A 16,808-nucleotide genomic window follows, 5' to 3' on the forward strand; every position below is an offset into this window, starting at 1 on the left:
GTTCAGAGGGTCAGCAGTTGCTCGTTCTCGACAATCTCGCACCCGGCGGGCAGTTTCGAGAGGGCGATCATGGCGCGGGCCACCTGACGGGCCTCGATGGCGCGCCAGCGGGCGAGTTTGCCCACCAGCAGCGGCCGAAACAGCGGGTAGATAGTTTGAAAAATCTGCTCGGAGAGGCGCGGTGGCTGGCGATCTCCGAGCAGCATGGCGGGCCGCACGATGGCGAGCCGTGGCCAGGATTGGGCCAGCAGGGCCTGCTCCATCTCCCCCTTGGTACGCGGATAGAGAGCTGGGGAGGATGCGTTGGCCCCCATACTCGAGACCACGATGAGCCGTTGACAACCGTGGCGGCGGGCCAGTTCGGCAAAGGCTATCACATAGTCGAGATCGACCCGGCGAAACGCCTCGGCAGAGCCCGCCTCCTTGCGGGTGGTGCCGAGGGCACAGAAGGCAATATCGACCGGGCTGGAGAGTGTGACGCTGGCCAGATCATCAAAATTGACCGGTAGCCAGTGGTGCGCTTCCTTGCCCGGCTTGCGACAGAGCAGGGTCAGTTCATGTTCGGCAGGCAGTTGCTGCACCAGTTCGCGACCGATCAGGCCGCTGGCTCCGGCAATCAGGATCCGGCTCATGGTGTTCTCCCGGTTTCATTCGATGATGGTTCTGATCAGCATCAGCCAATTTGCAGGCAGCTGCAATGGGAGGATATGACACGACATTCCCTGACAGGATAACGGGCGGGATACATAGTGCGGAGGCTGGATAAAACAAAACCGGCACGAGGCCGGTTTTGCGGTATATCAGAGCGGGGTATTGAAAGCTGCTGGCAGCGGGAAGTCACCCGTCACTGTGGTCAGCCTGTCATTGGCGAAGGTGACGGTGAGCTCCTTGCGCTCCTTGTCGCCGTGGCCCGGCTGGAACTCATAGAGGTAGTACCAGGTGTTGGGATCAAAGCCGTCACGCAGCATGGGGGTTCCCAGTACATAGCTGACCTGCTCGCGGGTCATCCCCTGGCGCAGTTTGTCGACCTGTTTTTGTTCCACATAGTTGCCCTGGGGAATATCGATACGATAGACCAGGCTGCAACCGGAGAGGGTGAGGGCGGTCAAGGCCGCGGCAATCAGGTGTTTCATCCGCATATCGAGTTCAGATCATCCATACAGTCTTTTTTGGCTCGGCAAATCATACCGACTCCCTCCACGGAAGTAAAAAGCCATTGATCCATCAGCCAATAAAAAGGGTCGCACTGCGACCCTTTCTGGCAATCAGGCAACAATCACATTGCAGCGCGGAAGATGGCGACGATCTCTTCGTGGCTCGCCTGTTTCGGGTTGGTGAAGCCGCAGGCATCTTTCAGGGCGTTGCTGGCCAGGGTATCGAAGTCATCGGCCTTGACGCCGAGCTGCTCCAGACCGGCCGGGATCTTCACATCCAGCGCCAGCTGCTTGATGGCGGCAATGGCAGCGGCAGCGCCCTGCTCATCGCTCATGGCACTCACGTCCACCCCCATGTAGCGGGCCACATCCTTCAGACGAGCGGCGCTTACCTGGGCGTTGAACGCCTGAACGTGGGGCAGCAGCACGGCGTTGCAGACACCGTGGGGCAGGTCATAGAAGCCGCCCAGCTGGTGGGCCATGGCGTGCACGTAGCCGAGACTTGCGTTGTTGAAGGCCATGCCGGCCAGGAACTGGGCGTAGGCCATCTGCTCGCGGGCATGCAGGTCATCGCCATGGTGAACGGCGGTGCGCAGGTGCTTGGCAATCAGCTCGATGGCCATCACGGCGCTGGCATCGGTTACCGGGGTGGCGATGGTGGAGACATAGGCCTCGATGGCGTGGGTCAGGGCATCCATACCGGTGGCGGCGGTGAGACCGGCTGGCTTGGCCAGCATCAGCTCGGGGTCGTTGACCGACATCAGCGGGGTAACGTGTTTGTCGATGATGGCCATTTTCACGTGGCGCGCTTCGTCGGTAATGATGCAGAAGCGGGTCATCTCGGAGGCGGTACCGGCGGTGGTGTTGATGGCGATAAGCGGCAACTGTGGCTTGGCGGAGCGATCCACCCCTTCGTAATCCTTGATGCTGCCACCGTTGGCGGCGACCAGCGCGATACCCTTGGCGCAGTCGTGGGGCGAGCCGCCACCCAGCGAGATGACGCAATCGCAGCCGTTGGCCTTGATCATGGCCAGACCCGCTTCGACGTTGCTGGTAGTGGGGTTGGGTTTGGTCTCATCGAAAACAGCGCTTTCAATGCCATGTTCAGCCAACAGGGTGGTGAGCTTGGCGACCACGCCGATCTGGTTGAGGATTTTGTCGGTGACGATCAGCGCCTTGCGATAGCCGTAACCCTTGATATCGGCGGCAGCCTCTTGCAGACAGCCGGCACCCATCAGGTTGATTGCGGGAATATAGAATTTGAATGTAGCCATGATGGACTTCCTGTAGTTAGCCATTAAGTGGTAGTTGAGAGCTAGGCTACCATCTAGAAAGGGATACAAAAGCATCTTGTTTACAACTTTACGGGGTCGATCACGAGTCGTTAATTAAGCGCTGAACCAGGCTTGACTTTCCCGCATCTGACTCGATTGGCAGAAAAACGTTTGTCAATTATTTCATTGAGTTAGCAAACGTTTTGCACAATGTTTGTCACTGTCAATGCGTGGAAGTGTGAGGCGCTTCAAGGAATTGGAAAGCGCTTTCGACCATAGTTGGCGCCTCCCCGAAGAGGGGGGTAAAGGCTTGAAAGTATCATAAAGAATCATCTTAACTTGTGCCCTGACCATGCTGGCAGGGGGCAACCAGGAGTCCAATATGTCTGATGTATTTCACTTGGGTTTGAAGAAAGCGGATCTGCAAGGCGCCACCCTGGCGATCGTCCCCGGTGACCCCGAGCGCGTGAAGCGTATCGCAGAGCTGTTGGATAACCCGGTGCACCTGGCCAGCCATCGTGAATTCACTACCTGGCGCGGCGAGATGGACGGCAAGGCCGTGATCATCTGCTCTACCGGTATTGGTGGCCCGTCCACCTCCATCGCGGTAGAAGAGCTGGCCCAGCTGGGTATCCGCACCTTCCTGCGTATCGGCACCACCGGCGCCATCCAGCCGCACCTGAACGTGGGTGACGTGATCGTGACCACCGGTTCCGTGCGCCTCGACGGTGCCAGCCTGCACTTCGCACCGATGGAGTTCCCGGCTGTTGCCGACTTCGACTGCACCACCGCGCTGGTCAACACCGCCAAAGAGATGGGCTCCAAGCTGCACATCGGTGTGACTGCCTCCTCTGACACCTTCTACCCGGGTCAGGAGCGTTACGATACCGTATCCGGCCGCGTAGTGAGCCGTTTCCAGGGTTCCATGAAAGAGTGGCAAGCCATGGGCGTGCTGAACTATGAAATGGAATCTGCAACCCTGCTGACCATGTGCTCCAGCCAGGGCCTGCGTGCCGGTATGGTGGCTGGCGTTATCGTCAACCGCACCCAGCAAGAGATCCCGAACGCCGAGACCATGGCGAAGACCGAATCTGATGCCATCAAGATCGTACTGGGCGCTGCCCGCAAGCTGATCTGATAGCACCACAAAGAGTGGGGGGTGGGGGCCGTTGCGAAAGCGCGGCCCCTATCTTTATCCGCCGTTTACCGCTTTTCCTCTCCCGTCACGCCTTTCACTGATCCCGTCGCACTTGCGCTGGTTGTCTCTGCTGGCTGCCTCTACCTATTGCCCCTAAAAAGGCGCTGCACAGCGGATCTGCATCGGCTCGCCGCTCATCGGATGAGTAAAATCCAGCTCGCTGGCGTGCAGCATCAGCCGCGGCGCCTGTTCGCAGCTGGCTGGCAGCAGGCCACCATAGAGATCGCAGCCGAGGATGGGGTGACCCAGCAGCTGACTGTGGATGCGCAGCTGATGGGTGCGGCCGGTCTCCGGCACCAGTCGTACCCGGGTCAGTGGCACGGTCTGCCCCTGTATCTGCTGCGCCAGCCGCTCAATCACCCGATAGCGGGAGCGGGCGGGTTTGCCGCTGGCGGCGCAGATCTTCATCAGCGGAAAGAGGGCCGGATCCTTGGCGATAGGGGCGTCGATAACTCCTTCGTCGTCAATCAGATGACCGCAGAGCAGGGCGCTGTAGGCTTTGCTCACCGCCCGCTGGCTGAACTGCTGGCAGAGCAGGGCATTGATGGCCTTTTTTCTGGCGACCACCATGATGCCTGAGGTGCCAAAATCTAGGCGATGCACCAGGGTGCAGCCGGGGAAATCCTGCACCAGTCGATAATGAACCGAGTCGAGATTCTGCGGATTTTTGCCCGACAGACTCAGCAGGCCGCTTGGCTTGTTGATGAGCAGCAGGTGTTCATCCTCGAACAGGATCTCGATGGCGGCCTTGCAGGGCGGGGCGATAAAGGTGTCGACGATAACGGACATAGGTGGCACAGGCTGGAAACGGGGTGCGATCATACCCGAACCGGCTCGGCCGGGCGAATGGGTGGTGCGCAGCCTCGGAAAATGAACGGAATGACGTCATGCAACCTATTGATAATGAGCCGTGTTGAGCGAGGCGGTGTACAGTGCAAACCGCCCAGGTCAGCAACAAGGCCCCGTTTTGTGACCCCTTCCCGAGTTCATCCGAGGCTTGCTTGTTAAGGTATGGCTCCCTGTTATGTTGTAAGGACTCATCCCATGGCACTGCCCGTTATTCTCGATTGTGATCCCGGCCACGACGACGCCATCGCCCTGATTCTGGCGCTGGCCAGCCCTGAACTGAAGGTGTTGGCGGTTACCACCAGCGCGGGCAACCAGACGCCGGACAAGACCCTCAACAATGCCCTGCGCATTCTCACCCTGCTGGGACGGGACGATATTCCGGTGGCGGCCGGGGCGCCGAAACCACTGGCCCGCGAGCTGATCATTGCCGACAACGTCCATGGCGAATCTGGGCTCGATGGCCCCAAACTGCCTGATCCTGCCTTTGCGCCGCAGGCCATGACTGGGCTTGAATTGATGGCTAAGTGCCTGCGCGAGAGCCCGGAGCCCGTGACTCTGGTGCCGACTGGGCCGATGACCAATATCGCCCTGCTGCTGGCGGCTCATCCCGAGCTCAAACCCAAGATTGCCCGCATCGTATTGATGGGGGGCGCCGCAGGGGCTGGCAACTGGACGCCTGCGGCGGAATTCAATATTTATGTGGACCCGGAAGCGGCCGATATGGTCTTTAAGTCGGGCATCCCAATTACCATGTGTGGCCTCGATGTGACTCATGAGGCGCAGGTGATGGACGAGGATATCGAGCGGGTGCGCGCCATCACCAATCCGGTGGCCCAGTGCGTGGCCAGGCTGCTCGACTTTTTCATGATTTACCACCGGGATCCCAAGTGGGGATTTGCTGGTGCACCGCTCCACGACCCCTGTACCATTGCCTGGTTGCTGGCTCCCGAGCTGTTCCATGGGGTCGAGTGCCGGGTCGATATCGAGACCAGCGGGGAGCATACCGTGGGGATGACGGTGGTGGATCGTTATGGTCTGACCGGCAAGCCAGCCAATACGCTGGTATTGTTGGGGCTGGATCGTCCGGGCTTTATCGATCTGCTGGTGACGCGGCTGCGGGCGTTTGACTGAGCGCCGGTTCATTTTTGCAAGAAGGGGCGGGGAATGTGGAAGAGAGGCTTGGTGCTGCTGGCCGGGTTGCAACTGACAGGGTGTGCAACGCCATTCGAGCGGATGTGGCAGGGGCTGGCGACCTGTGAATTTACCGATCTCTATGTGGATGAGACGGGCAGGCCCGCCAATCTACAACTGGCCAACTACACCCCCTACAAGGTGAGCGACGGCTTTGCCTGGTACAAGGTGCACGAGGAGCTGCACGGCCTGCCGGTGGTCGGCTTTATCGTGCCCGCTTCCAGCTTCGAAGTGCACGCCCTGTTTGTCGATACCCCCATCGCCAATGCCCGCCGCTTGACCCACAACGCCTACGGCAGCGAGTTTGGCGACGAGCAGAAGCATGACGAGGGCTCAGCCCCTCTGCTTTTGCGCGATCCCAACAACCCCAAGCGCTCCATCATCGATTGCACCCGCGGCGAGTCTGATGGGGAACTTGAGGATTCGGCCATGCCTGAGTAGGACTACCTGTCATGCTATCGGCCTGAAATAGAGGGGCCAGCCTTGCCGGCTGGCCCCTCTTTTTTATTGTTGCTTAGCGCCCTGATCAGGGATAGCTCAGCGTCTCCTTGATAAGAGGCAGCTGGGCCTTGATCCATGCCGGATTGCAATAGGTTCCCCAGTCGCAGGCCTGACTCGACATCATTTCAGGGATAGCTCAAAGTCTCTTTGATAAGCGGCAGTTGAGCCTTGATCCACGCTGGGTTGATGGGGCCCCAGTCGCTGATGCGGTAGTGTCCCTGCAGGTGGCGAGCCCCCTCGGTCTGCTCGAAGGCGCAGCTGATGTCGAGCTCGGCCAGCGCGCTCAGGGTATCCTGCGCTGTGCGGCGCGGCATGCCGGTCGCCTCCATAATGGCAGGCACCGTATCTGTGCCCTGGCTGATCAGCCAGGCCACGTAGAGCCGCCGGTAGAAGCTGGTGCGGGTCTTGCTCGGCTCACTCATAGCTCGTCCTCGAGGCGATCGAAGTAGCGCCAGGTCGCGATGGCGGCTTTGCCCATCACCAGCGCCCAGAGGCCGAACCAGAACCAGCGGAAGAAGCTCCAGGTGGAGGCGTCAGGCTCGGTACTCTCAATCTTGGTGACGTTGGGGAACATGGAGAACATGTTCACGCGCCATCCGTAGGAGGTAATGATGGCCAGGCGTTTCTCGAACTCCATGGACTTGGCCTTGGCCTGGACGTCGGCGGCGTTGAACTTGAAGTAGAAGGGCCAGCCCCACTCGGTATCTTCATTGCGAAACACCCGGATCTTCTCGCCGGGGCGCTCGGTGTAGATGTAATAGACGTCGGTGGTGGGGCCGTCAGCCGGGTTCTTCTGGCTGATGGGGCCATCCTTGTCGGTGCGCTTCACCTCCACCCCGGTGATGGTGGCGATGGTGTGCTCCGGCAGGTAGTAGTCGAGCCAGGCGGCGGAAATGAGGGCGATGAGCCCCAGGGCGATAAAAGCGGGTTTCTTGAATCTCAGGCTCATGGTGTGCTCACGTGAGGGGGGAGTAACGTGCCTCTACCATACCGATATTTGACAGGGCAGCCCAGCCCCTTATGGCACCAACGGCCAAAAAATGGCGTTTAAAACAGAGACAAAGCCATTGCTCCATCAACAAGAAAGGCCCTTGCGGGCCTTTTTGTCTGGTTCACGTCGTGCGCTTACAGCTGGAATTGGGCCAGCTGTTTGCGTTGCTGCTCGGCGAGCTGGGAGAGTTCGTTGCTGGCACTGGCGCTCTGGCTGATGCCGGCGGAACTCTGGCTCACGATCTCGTGAATATTGGTGATGTTGCGATTGATGTCGGCAGTGACGCAGGACTGCTCCTCGGCTGCGGTGGCGACCTGGGCGTTGGCGTCGTTGATCTGGCGTACGGCACCGGTAATGCCACTCAGCAGATCCTGCACCTGAGCTGACAGGCGTTGGTTATGACCGAGGATCTCCAGGGTCTCCTGCACGCCGTTGTTGGCGGATTGGGACTGGCTCTGCAGCCGCTCGATGATGGCCTGGATCTCCTTGGTGGAGTCCTGGGTACGGGCTGCCAGCATTCTCACCTCGTCGGCCACCACCGCAAAACCACGACCCGTTTCGCCGGCACGGGCCGCTTCGATGGCGGCATTGAGCGCCAGCAGGTTGGTCTGCTCGGAGATCCCCTGGATCACTTCAATTACCTTGCCGATCTGCTCGGACTGGGATTTGAGCTGAGCCACGATGGCGGCAGCATCTTCCAGACTGCCTGCCATCCGGCTATTGGCGGCGATGCTTTCGGTAAAGAGGGCGAGCCCCTGTTCGACCCGGCCATTGGCATCCCGCGCCAGCTCGTCGGCGATGGCGGCGTTGTGGTTGACGTTGTCTGCTGTGCTGGAGAGTTCGGTCACGGCGGAGGCGACCTGTTCGATCTCGCTGTGCTGCTGCTGGGCGTTGGCTTCAGCCTGGGTCATCACGGCGGCCAGCTCGGTGGCGGCGGAGGCGACGCTGTTGCTGATCCCGGTCAGGTTCTCGATGGTGCTACCAAGTTGCCCCAGAGTGAGGTTGATATCTTTGGCCAGACGGGTCAGCTCGTTGTTGCCCTCCGCTTTGGCGCGCACGTTGAAGCGCCCTTGCGCCACGGCGTGCATCACCTCTTGCAGCTGACCGATGGGGCTGACGATGCGACCGGAGAGGACCCAGCCGCAGATCAGCGCCGCCAGCAGGGTACCAGCGGTGAGCAGCAGGGTACGTAGCAGGGTGGCGTCATAGTGAGCCTGCTCTTCGGCCAGCTCTTGCTGGATCAATTGGTTGATGTGGGCGGACATACTGTCGATCTGTTTGATCAGCTGCTCACCCAGTTCGCGGAAATGGAGGCGGGCCGCCTCGTAGGCGACCGGATCGCCACCTCCCTGATGCTTTTCTGCCAGTAACGGCAGCATATTATTTCGGGTGTGGCTGAGGTAGGCCTGCAGGGCGGCAGCAACCTGACGGTTATCCTGCTCGGCACCGGGGACAACCAAGCGACCGAGAATGGCATTGATCTCCTGCTCGGCGCTGTTGAGGTTCGCGGGCAGTGCGGCAAACAGCTTGGCATCGTAGAGGCCATAGATGGCGCTGGTGCGCAGCCGGTAGGTGGTGTGGATCAATGTGGCAATATCGTCCTTGTGCCGGACTACGCTCTGGGTCGTCTCATCTATGTCACGGATGGCATCGTCCAGCCCCTGTTTACTGATGGCGATCATTACCATCATCAGCAGGCTGGCCAGCAGCAGCGGTATCAGGACCTGGACACGTATTGATAGATTATTCAATGACATAAATGGCTCTAATCCGAAATGGGAGGAGCTGACATATTACACATCTACGTCAGGAGCTGTCACAGTCTTTTATTGCTGAAATTTGCTGAAGAAAAGGTTTTTCCTTGTGCGAAAGGCGCCATATAGGCATGATTGAGCGCTTAATCCCCTGAATATGTGGTACAACTGGCCGGGTTGCGTCAACCCTGTCCCGTTTTCGTGATTTCTCGCTCTCGTCATATGGAGGTGTGCTGTGTCCAGCTGGATCGATCCGGCCATTCTGGCTCTGTTTATTCCGACCTTTTTCTTTGTCTCGGTGACCCCCGGCATGTGCATGACCCTGTCGATGACGCTGGGGATGAGCCTGGGTGTGCGTCGCACCCTGCACATGATGTGGGGGGAGCTGATCGGCGTCGGCCTGGTCTCGGTGCTGTCGGTGATCGGGGTCGCTGCCATCATGCTCAACTATCCGGGGATCTTCGCCGCCTTTAAATACGTAGGTGGCGCCTATCTGGTGTGGCTAGGTATCCAGATGTGGCAGGCCAAGGGGAAGATGGCCATTCCGGCGGATCTCTCGGCCGGTCAGCAGACCAGCGCCATGGGGCTGGCGGTGCAGGGCTTTGTCACCGCCATTGCCAACCCAAAGGGATGGGCCTTTATGATCTCCTTGCTGCCCCCCTTTATCTCCGCCGACAAGCCGATGGCGCCGCAGATCAGCGCGCTGGTGGCGCTGATCCTGGTCATCGAATTCTCCTGCCTGCTGCTCTACGCCAGCGGCGGTCGCACCCTGCGCCACTTCCTCGCCAAGAGCGGCAACGTCACCCTGATGAACCGCATCGCCGGTACCCTGATGTTGGGAGTGGGGGTCTGGCTGGCGCTCGGTTAAGAGCCGTCAGTGACCCATGCCACCAAAGAAAAATGCCACCGGTCGGTGGCATTTTTTATGGGCGAGTAGCTCAGCGGGATTTGAAACGCTCGACCCAGGGGTTGGCGGTGAGGCCGTGCAGGACGACGCTCAATATGATGGTGCAGAGCACAGTGGCGATGATGGGCCGCTGGCCGATAAGGGCAGGCTGGTTTTGCAGTACCATCACTGCAAAGACGATGCTGGCAAGGCCCCGCGGCCCGAACCAGCCGATAAAGAGCTTGAGCTCGGGCTTGAGGCCGGTGCCGATGAGGCTCAGCCAGACCGGCACCATCCGCAGCAGGGTGAGGCTGGCAATGGCATAGAGCCAGTATTGCCAGTGCAGCAGCTCGGGCAGGATAGGCATCAGGGTGGCACCAAACACCATCCAGATCACCACGGAGAGCAGGTCGCCGTAGCCTTCGCAGCTGTCCATATAGGCGTGCTTGTGCTCGCCCAGGCGGCGTCCCATTAGCAGGCCACCAACGAAGGCGGCGATAAAGCCGCTCCCTCCGAGAGTCTGGGCCATTGCAAAGCAGAGCAGGGCCAGCCCCGGCATGGTGAGCTGGCGCCAGAGCGGCAGTTGCCAGCCGTTGAGATAGGAGATTTTCAGCAGCCGGATAGTGAGGCTGGTCAGTACATAAGCGACCAGGAGGCCAATGCCGATCTCCTCCAGCATCAGGGTGAGGGCCAGAGTGGCGGTGCCTGCATGCTGTTCGGTGGGGGCAATAAGAGCCAGCAGCAGAAGCAGCACAGGCACGCAGATGCCGTCGTTGAGGCCACTCTCCTGATTGAGCCCTTCACGCACCGGTGCCGGTACGGCCGGGTTGCTTACCACCGCCTTGCCGAGCGCCGCATCCGTGGGGGCAAGAATGGTGGAGAGGATAGCCATCTCCAGCAGTGGCAGGTCGGGGAAGATCCAGTGACCAAACAGGGCGCCACAGAGCAGGGTAAGAGGCAGGCCGATCATCAGCAGCCGGATGGGGAGCTGCCGGTTGGCCAGCAATACTTGCCAGTTGGTGTTGGCGGCATCGTTGAACAGCACGATAACCAGAGTCAGCTCGGCCAGCAGCTTGATGCCGTCACTGTCGATAGAGAGGGAGAGTAGCTCCAGCCCGCCAGGCCCCAGCAACCAGCCGGTCAGCAGAAAGAGCAGGGGGCCGTTGACCAGTTTTGATTCGAAGCGCCCCGCGATCAGGCTGTAGATCAGCAAGAAGGCGGCGATCACCGCCAGATTCTGGTAAAGCAGATGTGTATCCATACAAGCTCCCTTGAAACCATCTTGTCAGGGCTGTTTAACTGCCATCCTGGCCCCGGGTTATGCCCGATATTCTCAGTGATTAACTCTTCGTTGCCGTAACTGTGCGCACACCTTGTCCAGAGTGGCTATGCCCATCACGCCTGCCGAGGCAGATCAATCGGTCAGACAGTCGGGGTCGAACACATACTCCCCATCCAGCCAGCGCACGATTTCGTCGACACAGGATTGGTCGCGAAACGGCAGGTAGCGGGCCTTGAGATGGGCCACCTGCTCAGGGGTCAGCTGGGCCAGCCCTATGTCCTGAAACAGCGGCAGGTCGGCCTCGATCATCGCCGAGATCTGCGGGCCACAGGTGGCGTTGAGGGCGGCGTGCAGCGCCTTGCCGGGGTCGTACTGCTTGCCGAGTCGGTAGCTCATTGGCAGGGTGGCGAGGGGCAGGGCGGAGAGCGCCGCCTGCTTCATCGGGTTGACCGCATGGCCAGAGACCAGCTCCGCCAGCTCGGTGGGGCGGTTCTCGAAAGCGCGCAGGTGCAGGTAGCTGCTCGCCTTGCTGCCATCGTTAACCGGGTAGTTGTCCCAAAGGAAGGGCTTGCGGCCGAGCAGGTCGGTCACCTGCTTGAGGTGGCTGGCCGGATATTCGCTGGAGCAGACCTTGGGGCCGGTCCAGAAGATCTCGAAACGGCGGTCGAGTTGCTCGCCAAGCTCCTCCAGATAGCGGGGAGGCATGGCGCCAAACACCTTCTCCAGCACCGGATCGGTCGAGTAGTAGCTGGGACAGAAGATGAGGCGGGTCGCCTTGCTGTGGGCCGCGATATCGTGGGCGATGGTGAGCTGGTGACGGGCCAGATCCGGGGTATCCCCCTTCATGTCGTCAAACAGCACCGCCAGGATATCGGGCTGGAGCATCTCGTCGATGAGGCGCACTTTCTCAAGCAGCGCCGAGCGTTTGCGATCGTAGTCGTGATGAGCCCCCATGGGGCTCAAGCCCACCCCGAAGGCGAGGCCGTTGGCGCGGCACTGGCGCGCCAGTTCGGCGAGATCGGCCTGCTGCTGCTCGGGCCAGGGGAGGGCCCAGTGCTTGCGCAGATAGCCATCCTCTTTCGGTGCATAGATATAGAAACCGTAACCGTGGCGTGGCAGCCACTGGGCGTAGCGGGCGCGGGCCTGCCAGCTCCATCCCTTGCCAAAAAAGCCTTCAATGACCCCCAGATTGGCAGCGGGGGGCAGGGGGCCGGACAGCAAACTTTGATATGGCATAACTCTCTCCCTTCTTGCTGGGGACTTGATACGGGACGGTCAGTCAGACCGGGTCCTCTTCCTGAAAGCGCACCCCGATCTTGCTCGGCACGCTCTCGTCCATTTCGGCCACGGTCCAGATCAGGCCCTGCCATTCGATGTTGTCACCGACCACCAGATTATCGCCCAACTGACTGGCAATAAAATCGCCCAGTGTCTGATCCGCCACCTCGCTCACATCCAGCCCGTAAAGAGGGGCGAGATCCACCAGCCGTGCCGCCGCTTCCAGCAGGAAGTCACCGAAGAAGCGGGGGCCGAGATCTTGCTCCGGTGCCTGACTAAAGAGCTGACCGAGGGCGGGGAGGTCACGTTCGTGACCGATGACGCAGAGGATGTCATCGGCCTGCAGACAGGTACTACCCGAGGGGTGGAGCAGCTCGCGGCCACGAAACAGGGCGCAGATCCGGGTGCCGGTGGGCATCTGCAGATCCCGCAGTGGCGAGCCGATGCACCACTTCTCTTCCCCCAGCTGGTAGACGAAGGTCTCCCACTGGCTGTCGAGATCGATTTCGAGCCCCGAGCGGTTGATGGGCGACGGCGGTGCCGGTACCTCCACCCGCGCCAGTTTTGAGGCCAGCGGTAGCGAGCTGCCCTGCAAAATCAGCGAGACCAGTACTACAAAGAAGGCGACGTTGAAGTAGAGCTGGGCGTTGGGCAGCCCCGCCATCATGGGGAACACCGCCAGAATGATGGGCACGGCGCCGCGCAGGCCAACCCAGGAGATAAACCAGCGCTCGCGGGGGGCGAAGTTCTTGAACGGTAGCAGCCCGATCCAGACCGACACCGGGCGGGCAAACAGGATCATCCACATCGCCAGCGCCAGCGCGGGCAGGGCGATGGGCAGCAGCTTGTGGGGGGAGGCAAGCAGCCCCAGCACCAGAAACATGCCGATTTGGCTGAGCCAGGTCAGACCGTCCAGCACCGACAATGTGGTGCTGCGGCTGCGCAGGGCGAGGTTACCGAGCAACAGACCGGTGAGATAGATGGCGAGAATGCCGCTGCCACCGACCGCCGTGGTGAGGGCGAAGATCAGCAGACCGCCGCTGACGGTGAGCAGCGGATAGAGCCCCGGCGCCAAGCGGGCTGTGTTGATGAGGCGCCACAGCAGCCAGCCGCCGCCAAGGCCGATCCCGGAGCCAAGACCAAACTGCTTGACCAGTTGCAGCAGCAGGAAGCCCCCATCCAGCCCTTGCTGGGCGGTGGCGAGCACCTCGATCAGGGTGACGGTAAGAAACACTGCCATAGGATCGTTGCTGCCCGACTCTATCTCCAGCGTCGCGCTCACCCGCTCGTTGAGGCTGCGCCCGCCGAGCAGGGAGAAGACCGCCGCCGCATCGGTGGAGCCGACAATGGCGCCGATCAGCATCCCCTGCATCAGGTTGAGGTCAAACAGCCAGGCTGCGGCAAGCCCCGTCAGGCCGGTGGTGATAGCCACCCCGACTGTCGCCAGCGACAAGGCAGGCCAGAGTGCAACCCGAAACGAGGAGACCCGGGTGCGCATGCCACCGTCGAGCAGAATGATGGCAAGCGCCAGGTTGCCCACCAGATAGGCGATGGAGTAGTCGGCGAAGTGGATGCCACCAGGGCCATCCTCACCGGCCAGCATGCCGACGGCGAGGAAGATAACCAGAATGGGAATACCGAGGCGGGAAGAGAGGGCGCTCAACAGTACGCTGGCTCCCACCAACAGGGCAGCGACAAAAAAGAAACTGTTGATGGTAGCGGCATCCAAGGGCGAACTCCTTCCTGGTAATGTGCAAAGTAGGCACATTATATGCAGTTAGGCCCCCCTTGTGTGGCTTATTTGTGCATCAATTTTCACTTTCTTACATTTTTCATCCCTTTTTTCAGCATGGCCGCGCCATATTCTGACTGTGACGGGGTTAACGAAAGCGGAGTCAAAGGATCGTCGATTTCAGGATGCGCAGGGAGGAGAGGGCGGGGAAAAGCGAAACGGCACAGCAGAGGGAGAGGGGAGCACAAGGGCGCTCCCCACGGGATGGGGGCGGGATTCAGTCGTCCTCGTCATCCTTTACTTCGCGGATCTTGTCCTTGTAGTTGGGCAACTGCTTCTCCAGCCGTTTCATGTCTTTGATGGCATTGAGAAACAGCCCGAGCAGGAACAGCAGCGGCAACCCTATCCACAGCCAGAGATTCATGGGATTTTCCTTTCGTCAGGACAGGTGGTGACATAACGGGCCAAAATTTCATCAAGGTTGGCCAATATGGTCGACTTGCCTTCAATATCCGCCTGTTGCAGGCAAAGCGCCAGTGCCGCGGGATCAAGTCGCTGCTCGTCGGACTCCAGCGAGAAGCTAATATGCCAGGGCTCGTAGGCGACCCCGCTCTCTGCCCCGACCGGCTTGGCATAAGGGAGGAAGAAGCCGAAGTCGCTCATATGGTCGCTGAGCCACTCGCTCAAGCCTGCAAACCAGCCCCCGGCTTCATACTCCCACGGCTCCAGTGCCAGTTTGGTATTGGCGGGCAGGCAGTCCGGGTCGTAGATATCGAGATCGGTCCCCCAGTGGTGACGGCTGGTGCCGGGCAGGGCGCTCCAGCGCAGGATAGCGTGGAGGCGCTCCTCGTCGCTCAGTTGCAGGGCGTCGATGGGCTGGCTGTGGGCATCGAGCAGTGGCCGTTCGCCGCGCCACTTGCCATTCCAGATGGCGAGTTGGCGCTCGAAGCTGCGCCAGCTGGAGGCCGCCTGCAGGTTGAACCCCTCGTAGGCGGCCGCCACCTGCATGTCGTTGAAGGCCGCCGCGGTGGCGGCGGTCAGCCGATGGGGGCCGCGCCCCACCAGAATAAGGTGGCTCTCGTCGAGCCCCAGCAGTTGTTCCTGCGTCATGCCAGCAATCTCTCGAGCACCCCTTGGTACATGTCGGCCAGCAGATCCAGATCGTCCGCCTTCACGCACTCGTTCACCTTGTGAATGGTGGCGTTGACCGGCCCGAGCTCAATCACCTCGGCGCCGGTGGGGGCGATAAAGCGCCCGTCGGAGGTGCCACCAGTGGTGAGCAGGGCCGGTCGCTGACCGTTCACCGCCTCGATGGCCGCCACGGCCGCATCAAGCAGCGCGCCGGTATCGGTGAGGAAAGGTTGGCCGGAGAGGGTCCAGCTCAGCTGATAATCGAGGCCATGTTTATCCAGCAGCGCCTCGACCCGCTCGCGGATATCCAGGTCGGTCAGTTCGGTGCTGAAGCGGAAGTTGAACTGGACGTGCAATTCGCCCGGAATGACGTTGGAAGCGCCGGTGCCGGCCGAGATGTTGGCAATCTGGAAGCTGGTGGGGGGGAAGTAGGCGTTGCCCTCATCCCACACGGTGGCGGCAAGTTCGGCCAGCGCTGGCGCCGCCTTGTGGATCGGGTTGTCAGCCAGATGGGGATAAGCCACATGGCCCTGCACCCCGCGTACCAGCAGATCGCCGGTGATGGAGCCGCGGCGGCCGTTCTTCACTACATCCCCTACCACGGCGGTAGAGGAGGGCTCGCCGACGATGCACCAGCGGATCTTCTCGTTGCGGGCCTCCAGGGTGTCGATCACCCGGGTGGTGCCATTGATAAAGGGCCCCTCCTCATCGGAGGTGATGAGAAAGGCGATGGACCCGGTGTGATCCGGATGCTCGGCCACGAAGCGCTCTACCGCCACCACCATGGCAGCCAGCGAGCCCTTCATGTCGGCGGCGCCGCGTCCGTAGAGCACGCCATCCTTGATGGTCGGCTCGAACGGCGGGGTGTGCCATTTGTCCAGCGGCCCGGCGGGCACCACGTCGGTGTGACCGGCGAAGCAGAACAGTGGCCCCTCGCTGCCACGACGGGCCCAGAGGTTGGTGGTGTCCTCAAACACCATGGGCTCGATGACAAACCCGAGCTTGGCGAGGCGCTCCGCCATCAGGGTCTGGCACCCTTCATCGAGGGGGGTAACGGAGGGGCGGCGGATCAGATCCTTGGCCAGTGCGATGACATCCGACATCAGTTGTCCTTAGTTGTCCTTAACGGGAAAAGAGGGATTGGTAGTGATCAGCCTTGAAACCCAGGGTCAGTTCGCCGTCACGGTCGAGCAGCGGGCGCTTGATCATGGCCGGATGTTCCAGCAGCAGGGCGCGCGCCTTGGCGGTGTCGAGCCCCTGTTTGGCCTCATCCGGCAGGGCGCGGAAGGTGGTGCCGCGGCTGTTGAGCAGGGCTTCCCAGCCGAGTTTTGCCAGCCAGCTGTCCAGATCGTCCGGGTTCAGGCCGTCGGCGCGGTGGTCGTGAAAGCGGTAGTCGATACCGGCCTCATCCAGCCACTTGCGGGCTTTCTTGATGGTGTCGCAGTTCTTGATGCCATAGAGGGTGATGGCCATGGGGAGTCCTTCTCTTGTGGGCGCTGGCCGTGGCCGCGCCCGAAAATCCGAATCAACAGAGTGCAAGGGCCCGATTCTGGCATTGTGGCAATCCCATGGCAACGCCGATGGTCA

18 protein-coding genes are annotated in these 16,808 nt (G+C 60.8%); 4 read left to right on the forward strand and 14 right to left on the reverse strand.

Translation table 11 applies throughout. From position 1 onward, the window contains the following. Positions 1–2: 2 nt before the first annotated feature. From G5137_RS09660 to yiaY, 3 genes are all read right to left on the reverse strand, one after another. Positions 3–632 carry an NAD(P)H-binding protein gene (locus tag G5137_RS09660; protein WP_421255296.1) on the reverse strand — a complete coding sequence of 210 codons (630 nt, stop codon included), beginning with the start codon at positions 630–632 and terminating at the stop codon, positions 3–5. Between the two features lie 168 nt (positions 633–800). Further along, positions 801–1,139: an outer membrane protein assembly factor BamE gene (bamE, locus tag G5137_RS09665; RefSeq protein ID WP_005337980.1), complete on the reverse strand. Its 339-nt coding sequence runs from the start codon at positions 1,137–1,139 to the stop codon at positions 801–803. 137 nt (positions 1,140–1,276) lie between these two features. Then, complete coding sequence (yiaY, locus tag G5137_RS09670) at positions 1,277–2,428, reverse strand: L-threonine dehydrogenase (protein ID WP_005359322.1); 1,152 nt, start codon at positions 2,426–2,428, stop codon at positions 1,277–1,279. 382 nt (positions 2,429–2,810) lie between these two features. Between yiaY and udp the strand changes: the two genes are divergently transcribed. Then, positions 2,811–3,566: a uridine phosphorylase gene (gene udp, locus G5137_RS09675; RefSeq protein WP_005337975.1), complete on the forward strand. Its 756-nt coding sequence runs from the start codon at positions 2,811–2,813 to the stop codon at positions 3,564–3,566. Between the two features lie 153 nt (positions 3,567–3,719). Here the strand turns inward: udp and G5137_RS09680 are convergent, their stop codons facing one another. Beyond that, positions 3,720–4,448, reverse strand: a complete 729-nt coding sequence (locus G5137_RS09680; RefSeq protein WP_421255297.1) for an RluA family pseudouridine synthase — start codon at positions 4,446–4,448, stop codon at positions 3,720–3,722. A gap of 222 nt (positions 4,449–4,670) precedes the next feature. On the opposite strand from G5137_RS09680, the gene rihA reads away from it, so the two are divergent. Next, complete coding sequence (rihA, locus tag G5137_RS09685) at positions 4,671–5,606, forward strand: pyrimidine-specific ribonucleoside hydrolase RihA (RefSeq protein WP_421255298.1); 936 nt, start codon at positions 4,671–4,673, stop codon at positions 5,604–5,606. A 33-nt stretch (positions 5,607–5,639) separates the two neighbouring features. Then, the gene (locus tag G5137_RS09690) at positions 5,640–6,107 is read left to right on the forward strand and encodes a hypothetical protein (RefSeq protein WP_005350434.1); all 468 of its coding nucleotides are present in this window, start codon (positions 5,640–5,642) and stop codon (positions 6,105–6,107) included. A gap of 185 nt (positions 6,108–6,292) precedes the next feature. Here G5137_RS09690 and G5137_RS09695 read toward each other — a convergent pair whose 3' ends face one another. From G5137_RS09695 to G5137_RS09705, 3 genes are all read right to left on the reverse strand, one after another. Next, entirely contained in the window at positions 6,293–6,589 is a 297-nt protein-coding gene (locus tag G5137_RS09695; protein WP_005344341.1) for a winged helix-turn-helix domain-containing protein, read from the reverse strand. Beyond that, positions 6,586–7,116, reverse strand: coding sequence for a DUF1523 family protein (locus G5137_RS09700; protein ID WP_005350438.1), 531 nt, complete (start codon positions 7,114–7,116; stop codon positions 6,586–6,588). The genes G5137_RS09695 and G5137_RS09700 overlap by 4 nt, the downstream gene beginning before the upstream one ends. Before the next feature lie 176 nt (positions 7,117–7,292). Then, positions 7,293–8,915 (reverse strand): methyl-accepting chemotaxis protein, encoded by a 1,623-nt coding sequence (locus G5137_RS09705; RefSeq protein ID WP_421255299.1) that lies wholly within the window; start codon positions 8,913–8,915, stop codon positions 7,293–7,295. A 232-nt stretch (positions 8,916–9,147) separates the two neighbouring features. Here G5137_RS09705 and G5137_RS09710 point away from each other — a divergent pair, with 232 nt between their 5' ends. Further along, the gene (locus G5137_RS09710) at positions 9,148–9,780 is read left to right on the forward strand and encodes a LysE family translocator (protein ID WP_069554739.1); all 633 of its coding nucleotides are present in this window, start codon (positions 9,148–9,150) and stop codon (positions 9,778–9,780) included. A gap of 70 nt (positions 9,781–9,850) precedes the next feature. Here the strand turns inward: G5137_RS09710 and G5137_RS09715 are convergent, their stop codons facing one another. The 7 genes from G5137_RS09715 to G5137_RS09745 all read right to left on the reverse strand — a co-directional run bounded on the left by G5137_RS09715 (position 9,851) and on the right by G5137_RS09745 (position 16,694). Continuing rightward, positions 9,851–11,059 carry a cation:proton antiporter gene (locus tag G5137_RS09715; protein ID WP_236346475.1) on the reverse strand — a complete coding sequence of 403 codons (1,209 nt, stop codon included), beginning with the start codon at positions 11,057–11,059 and terminating at the stop codon, positions 9,851–9,853. Positions 11,060–11,212: 153 nt separating this feature from the next. Continuing rightward, on the reverse strand, positions 11,213–12,316 hold the full coding sequence (locus G5137_RS09720; RefSeq protein WP_421255300.1) for a beta-N-acetylglucosaminidase domain-containing protein: 1,104 nt from the start codon (positions 12,314–12,316) through the stop codon (positions 11,213–11,215). 43 nt (positions 12,317–12,359) lie between these two features. Continuing rightward, positions 12,360–14,087, reverse strand: a complete 1,728-nt coding sequence (locus tag G5137_RS09725) for a potassium/proton antiporter (RefSeq protein WP_421255301.1) — start codon at positions 14,085–14,087, stop codon at positions 12,360–12,362. A gap of 280 nt (positions 14,088–14,367) precedes the next feature. After that, positions 14,368–14,514, reverse strand: coding sequence for a hypothetical protein (locus tag G5137_RS09730; RefSeq protein ID WP_005337933.1), 147 nt, complete (start codon positions 14,512–14,514; stop codon positions 14,368–14,370). Next, the gene (locus tag G5137_RS09735; protein ID WP_421255302.1) at positions 14,511–15,200 is read right to left on the reverse strand and encodes a M15 family metallopeptidase; all 690 of its coding nucleotides are present in this window, start codon (positions 15,198–15,200) and stop codon (positions 14,511–14,513) included. The genes G5137_RS09730 and G5137_RS09735 overlap by 4 nt, the downstream gene beginning before the upstream one ends. Next, positions 15,197–16,324, reverse strand: coding sequence for a succinyl-diaminopimelate desuccinylase (dapE, locus tag G5137_RS09740; RefSeq protein ID WP_266134435.1), 1,128 nt, complete (start codon positions 16,322–16,324; stop codon positions 15,197–15,199). The genes G5137_RS09735 and dapE overlap by 4 nt, the downstream gene beginning before the upstream one ends. A 19-nt stretch (positions 16,325–16,343) precedes the next feature. Beyond that, positions 16,344–16,694: an ArsC family reductase gene (locus G5137_RS09745; RefSeq protein WP_005337930.1), complete on the reverse strand. Its 351-nt coding sequence runs from the start codon at positions 16,692–16,694 to the stop codon at positions 16,344–16,346. Between the last annotated feature and the right edge of the window lie 114 nt (positions 16,695–16,808).

The organism is Aeromonas sp. 600282 (genome assembly GCF_049175755.1).
In the GTDB taxonomy this organism is placed as follows: domain Bacteria; phylum Pseudomonadota; class Gammaproteobacteria; order Enterobacterales; family Aeromonadaceae; genus Aeromonas; species Aeromonas veronii_A.

What these genes read in the sequence shown, in the direction of transcription:
- G5137_RS09660 (WP_421255296.1), bottom strand. Translation starts at nt 632, where the DNA reads ATGAGCCGGATCCTGATTGCCGGAGCCAGCGGCCTGATCGGTCGCGAA.
- bamE (WP_005337980.1), bottom strand. Translation starts at nt 1,139, where the DNA reads ATGCGGATGAAACACCTGATTGCCGCGGCCTTGACCGCCCTCACCCTC.
- yiaY (WP_005359322.1), bottom strand. Translation starts at nt 2,428, where the DNA reads ATGGCTACATTCAAATTCTATATTCCCGCAATCAACCTGATGGGTGCC.
- udp (WP_005337975.1), top strand. Translation starts at nt 2,811, where the DNA reads ATGTCTGATGTATTTCACTTGGGTTTGAAGAAAGCGGATCTGCAAGGC.
- G5137_RS09680 (WP_421255297.1), bottom strand. Translation starts at nt 4,448, where the DNA reads ATGATCGCACCCCGTTTCCAGCCTGTGCCACCTATGTCCGTTATCGTC.
- rihA (WP_421255298.1), top strand. Translation starts at nt 4,671, where the DNA reads ATGGCACTGCCCGTTATTCTCGATTGTGATCCCGGCCACGACGACGCC.
- G5137_RS09690 (WP_005350434.1), top strand. Translation starts at nt 5,640, where the DNA reads ATGTGGAAGAGAGGCTTGGTGCTGCTGGCCGGGTTGCAACTGACAGGG.
- G5137_RS09695 (WP_005344341.1), bottom strand. Translation starts at nt 6,589, where the DNA reads ATGAGTGAGCCGAGCAAGACCCGCACCAGCTTCTACCGGCGGCTCTAC.
- G5137_RS09700 (WP_005350438.1), bottom strand. Translation starts at nt 7,116, where the DNA reads ATGAGCCTGAGATTCAAGAAACCCGCTTTTATCGCCCTGGGGCTCATC.
- G5137_RS09705 (WP_421255299.1), bottom strand. Translation starts at nt 8,915, where the DNA reads ATGTCATTGAATAATCTATCAATACGTGTCCAGGTCCTGATACCGCTG.
- G5137_RS09715 (WP_236346475.1), bottom strand. Translation starts at nt 11,059, where the DNA reads ATGGATACACATCTGCTTTACCAGAATCTGGCGGTGATCGCCGCCTTC.
- G5137_RS09720 (WP_421255300.1), bottom strand. Translation starts at nt 12,316, where the DNA reads ATGCCATATCAAAGTTTGCTGTCCGGCCCCCTGCCCCCCGCTGCCAAT.
- G5137_RS09730 (WP_005337933.1), bottom strand. Translation starts at nt 14,514, where the DNA reads ATGAATCTCTGGCTGTGGATAGGGTTGCCGCTGCTGTTCCTGCTCGGG.
- G5137_RS09735 (WP_421255302.1), bottom strand. Translation starts at nt 15,200, where the DNA reads ATGACGCAGGAACAACTGCTGGGGCTCGACGAGAGCCACCTTATTCTG.
- dapE (WP_266134435.1), bottom strand. Translation starts at nt 16,324, where the DNA reads ATGTCGGATGTCATCGCACTGGCCAAGGATCTGATCCGCCGCCCCTCC.
- G5137_RS09745 (WP_005337930.1), bottom strand. Translation starts at nt 16,694, where the DNA reads ATGGCCATCACCCTCTATGGCATCAAGAACTGCGACACCATCAAGAAA.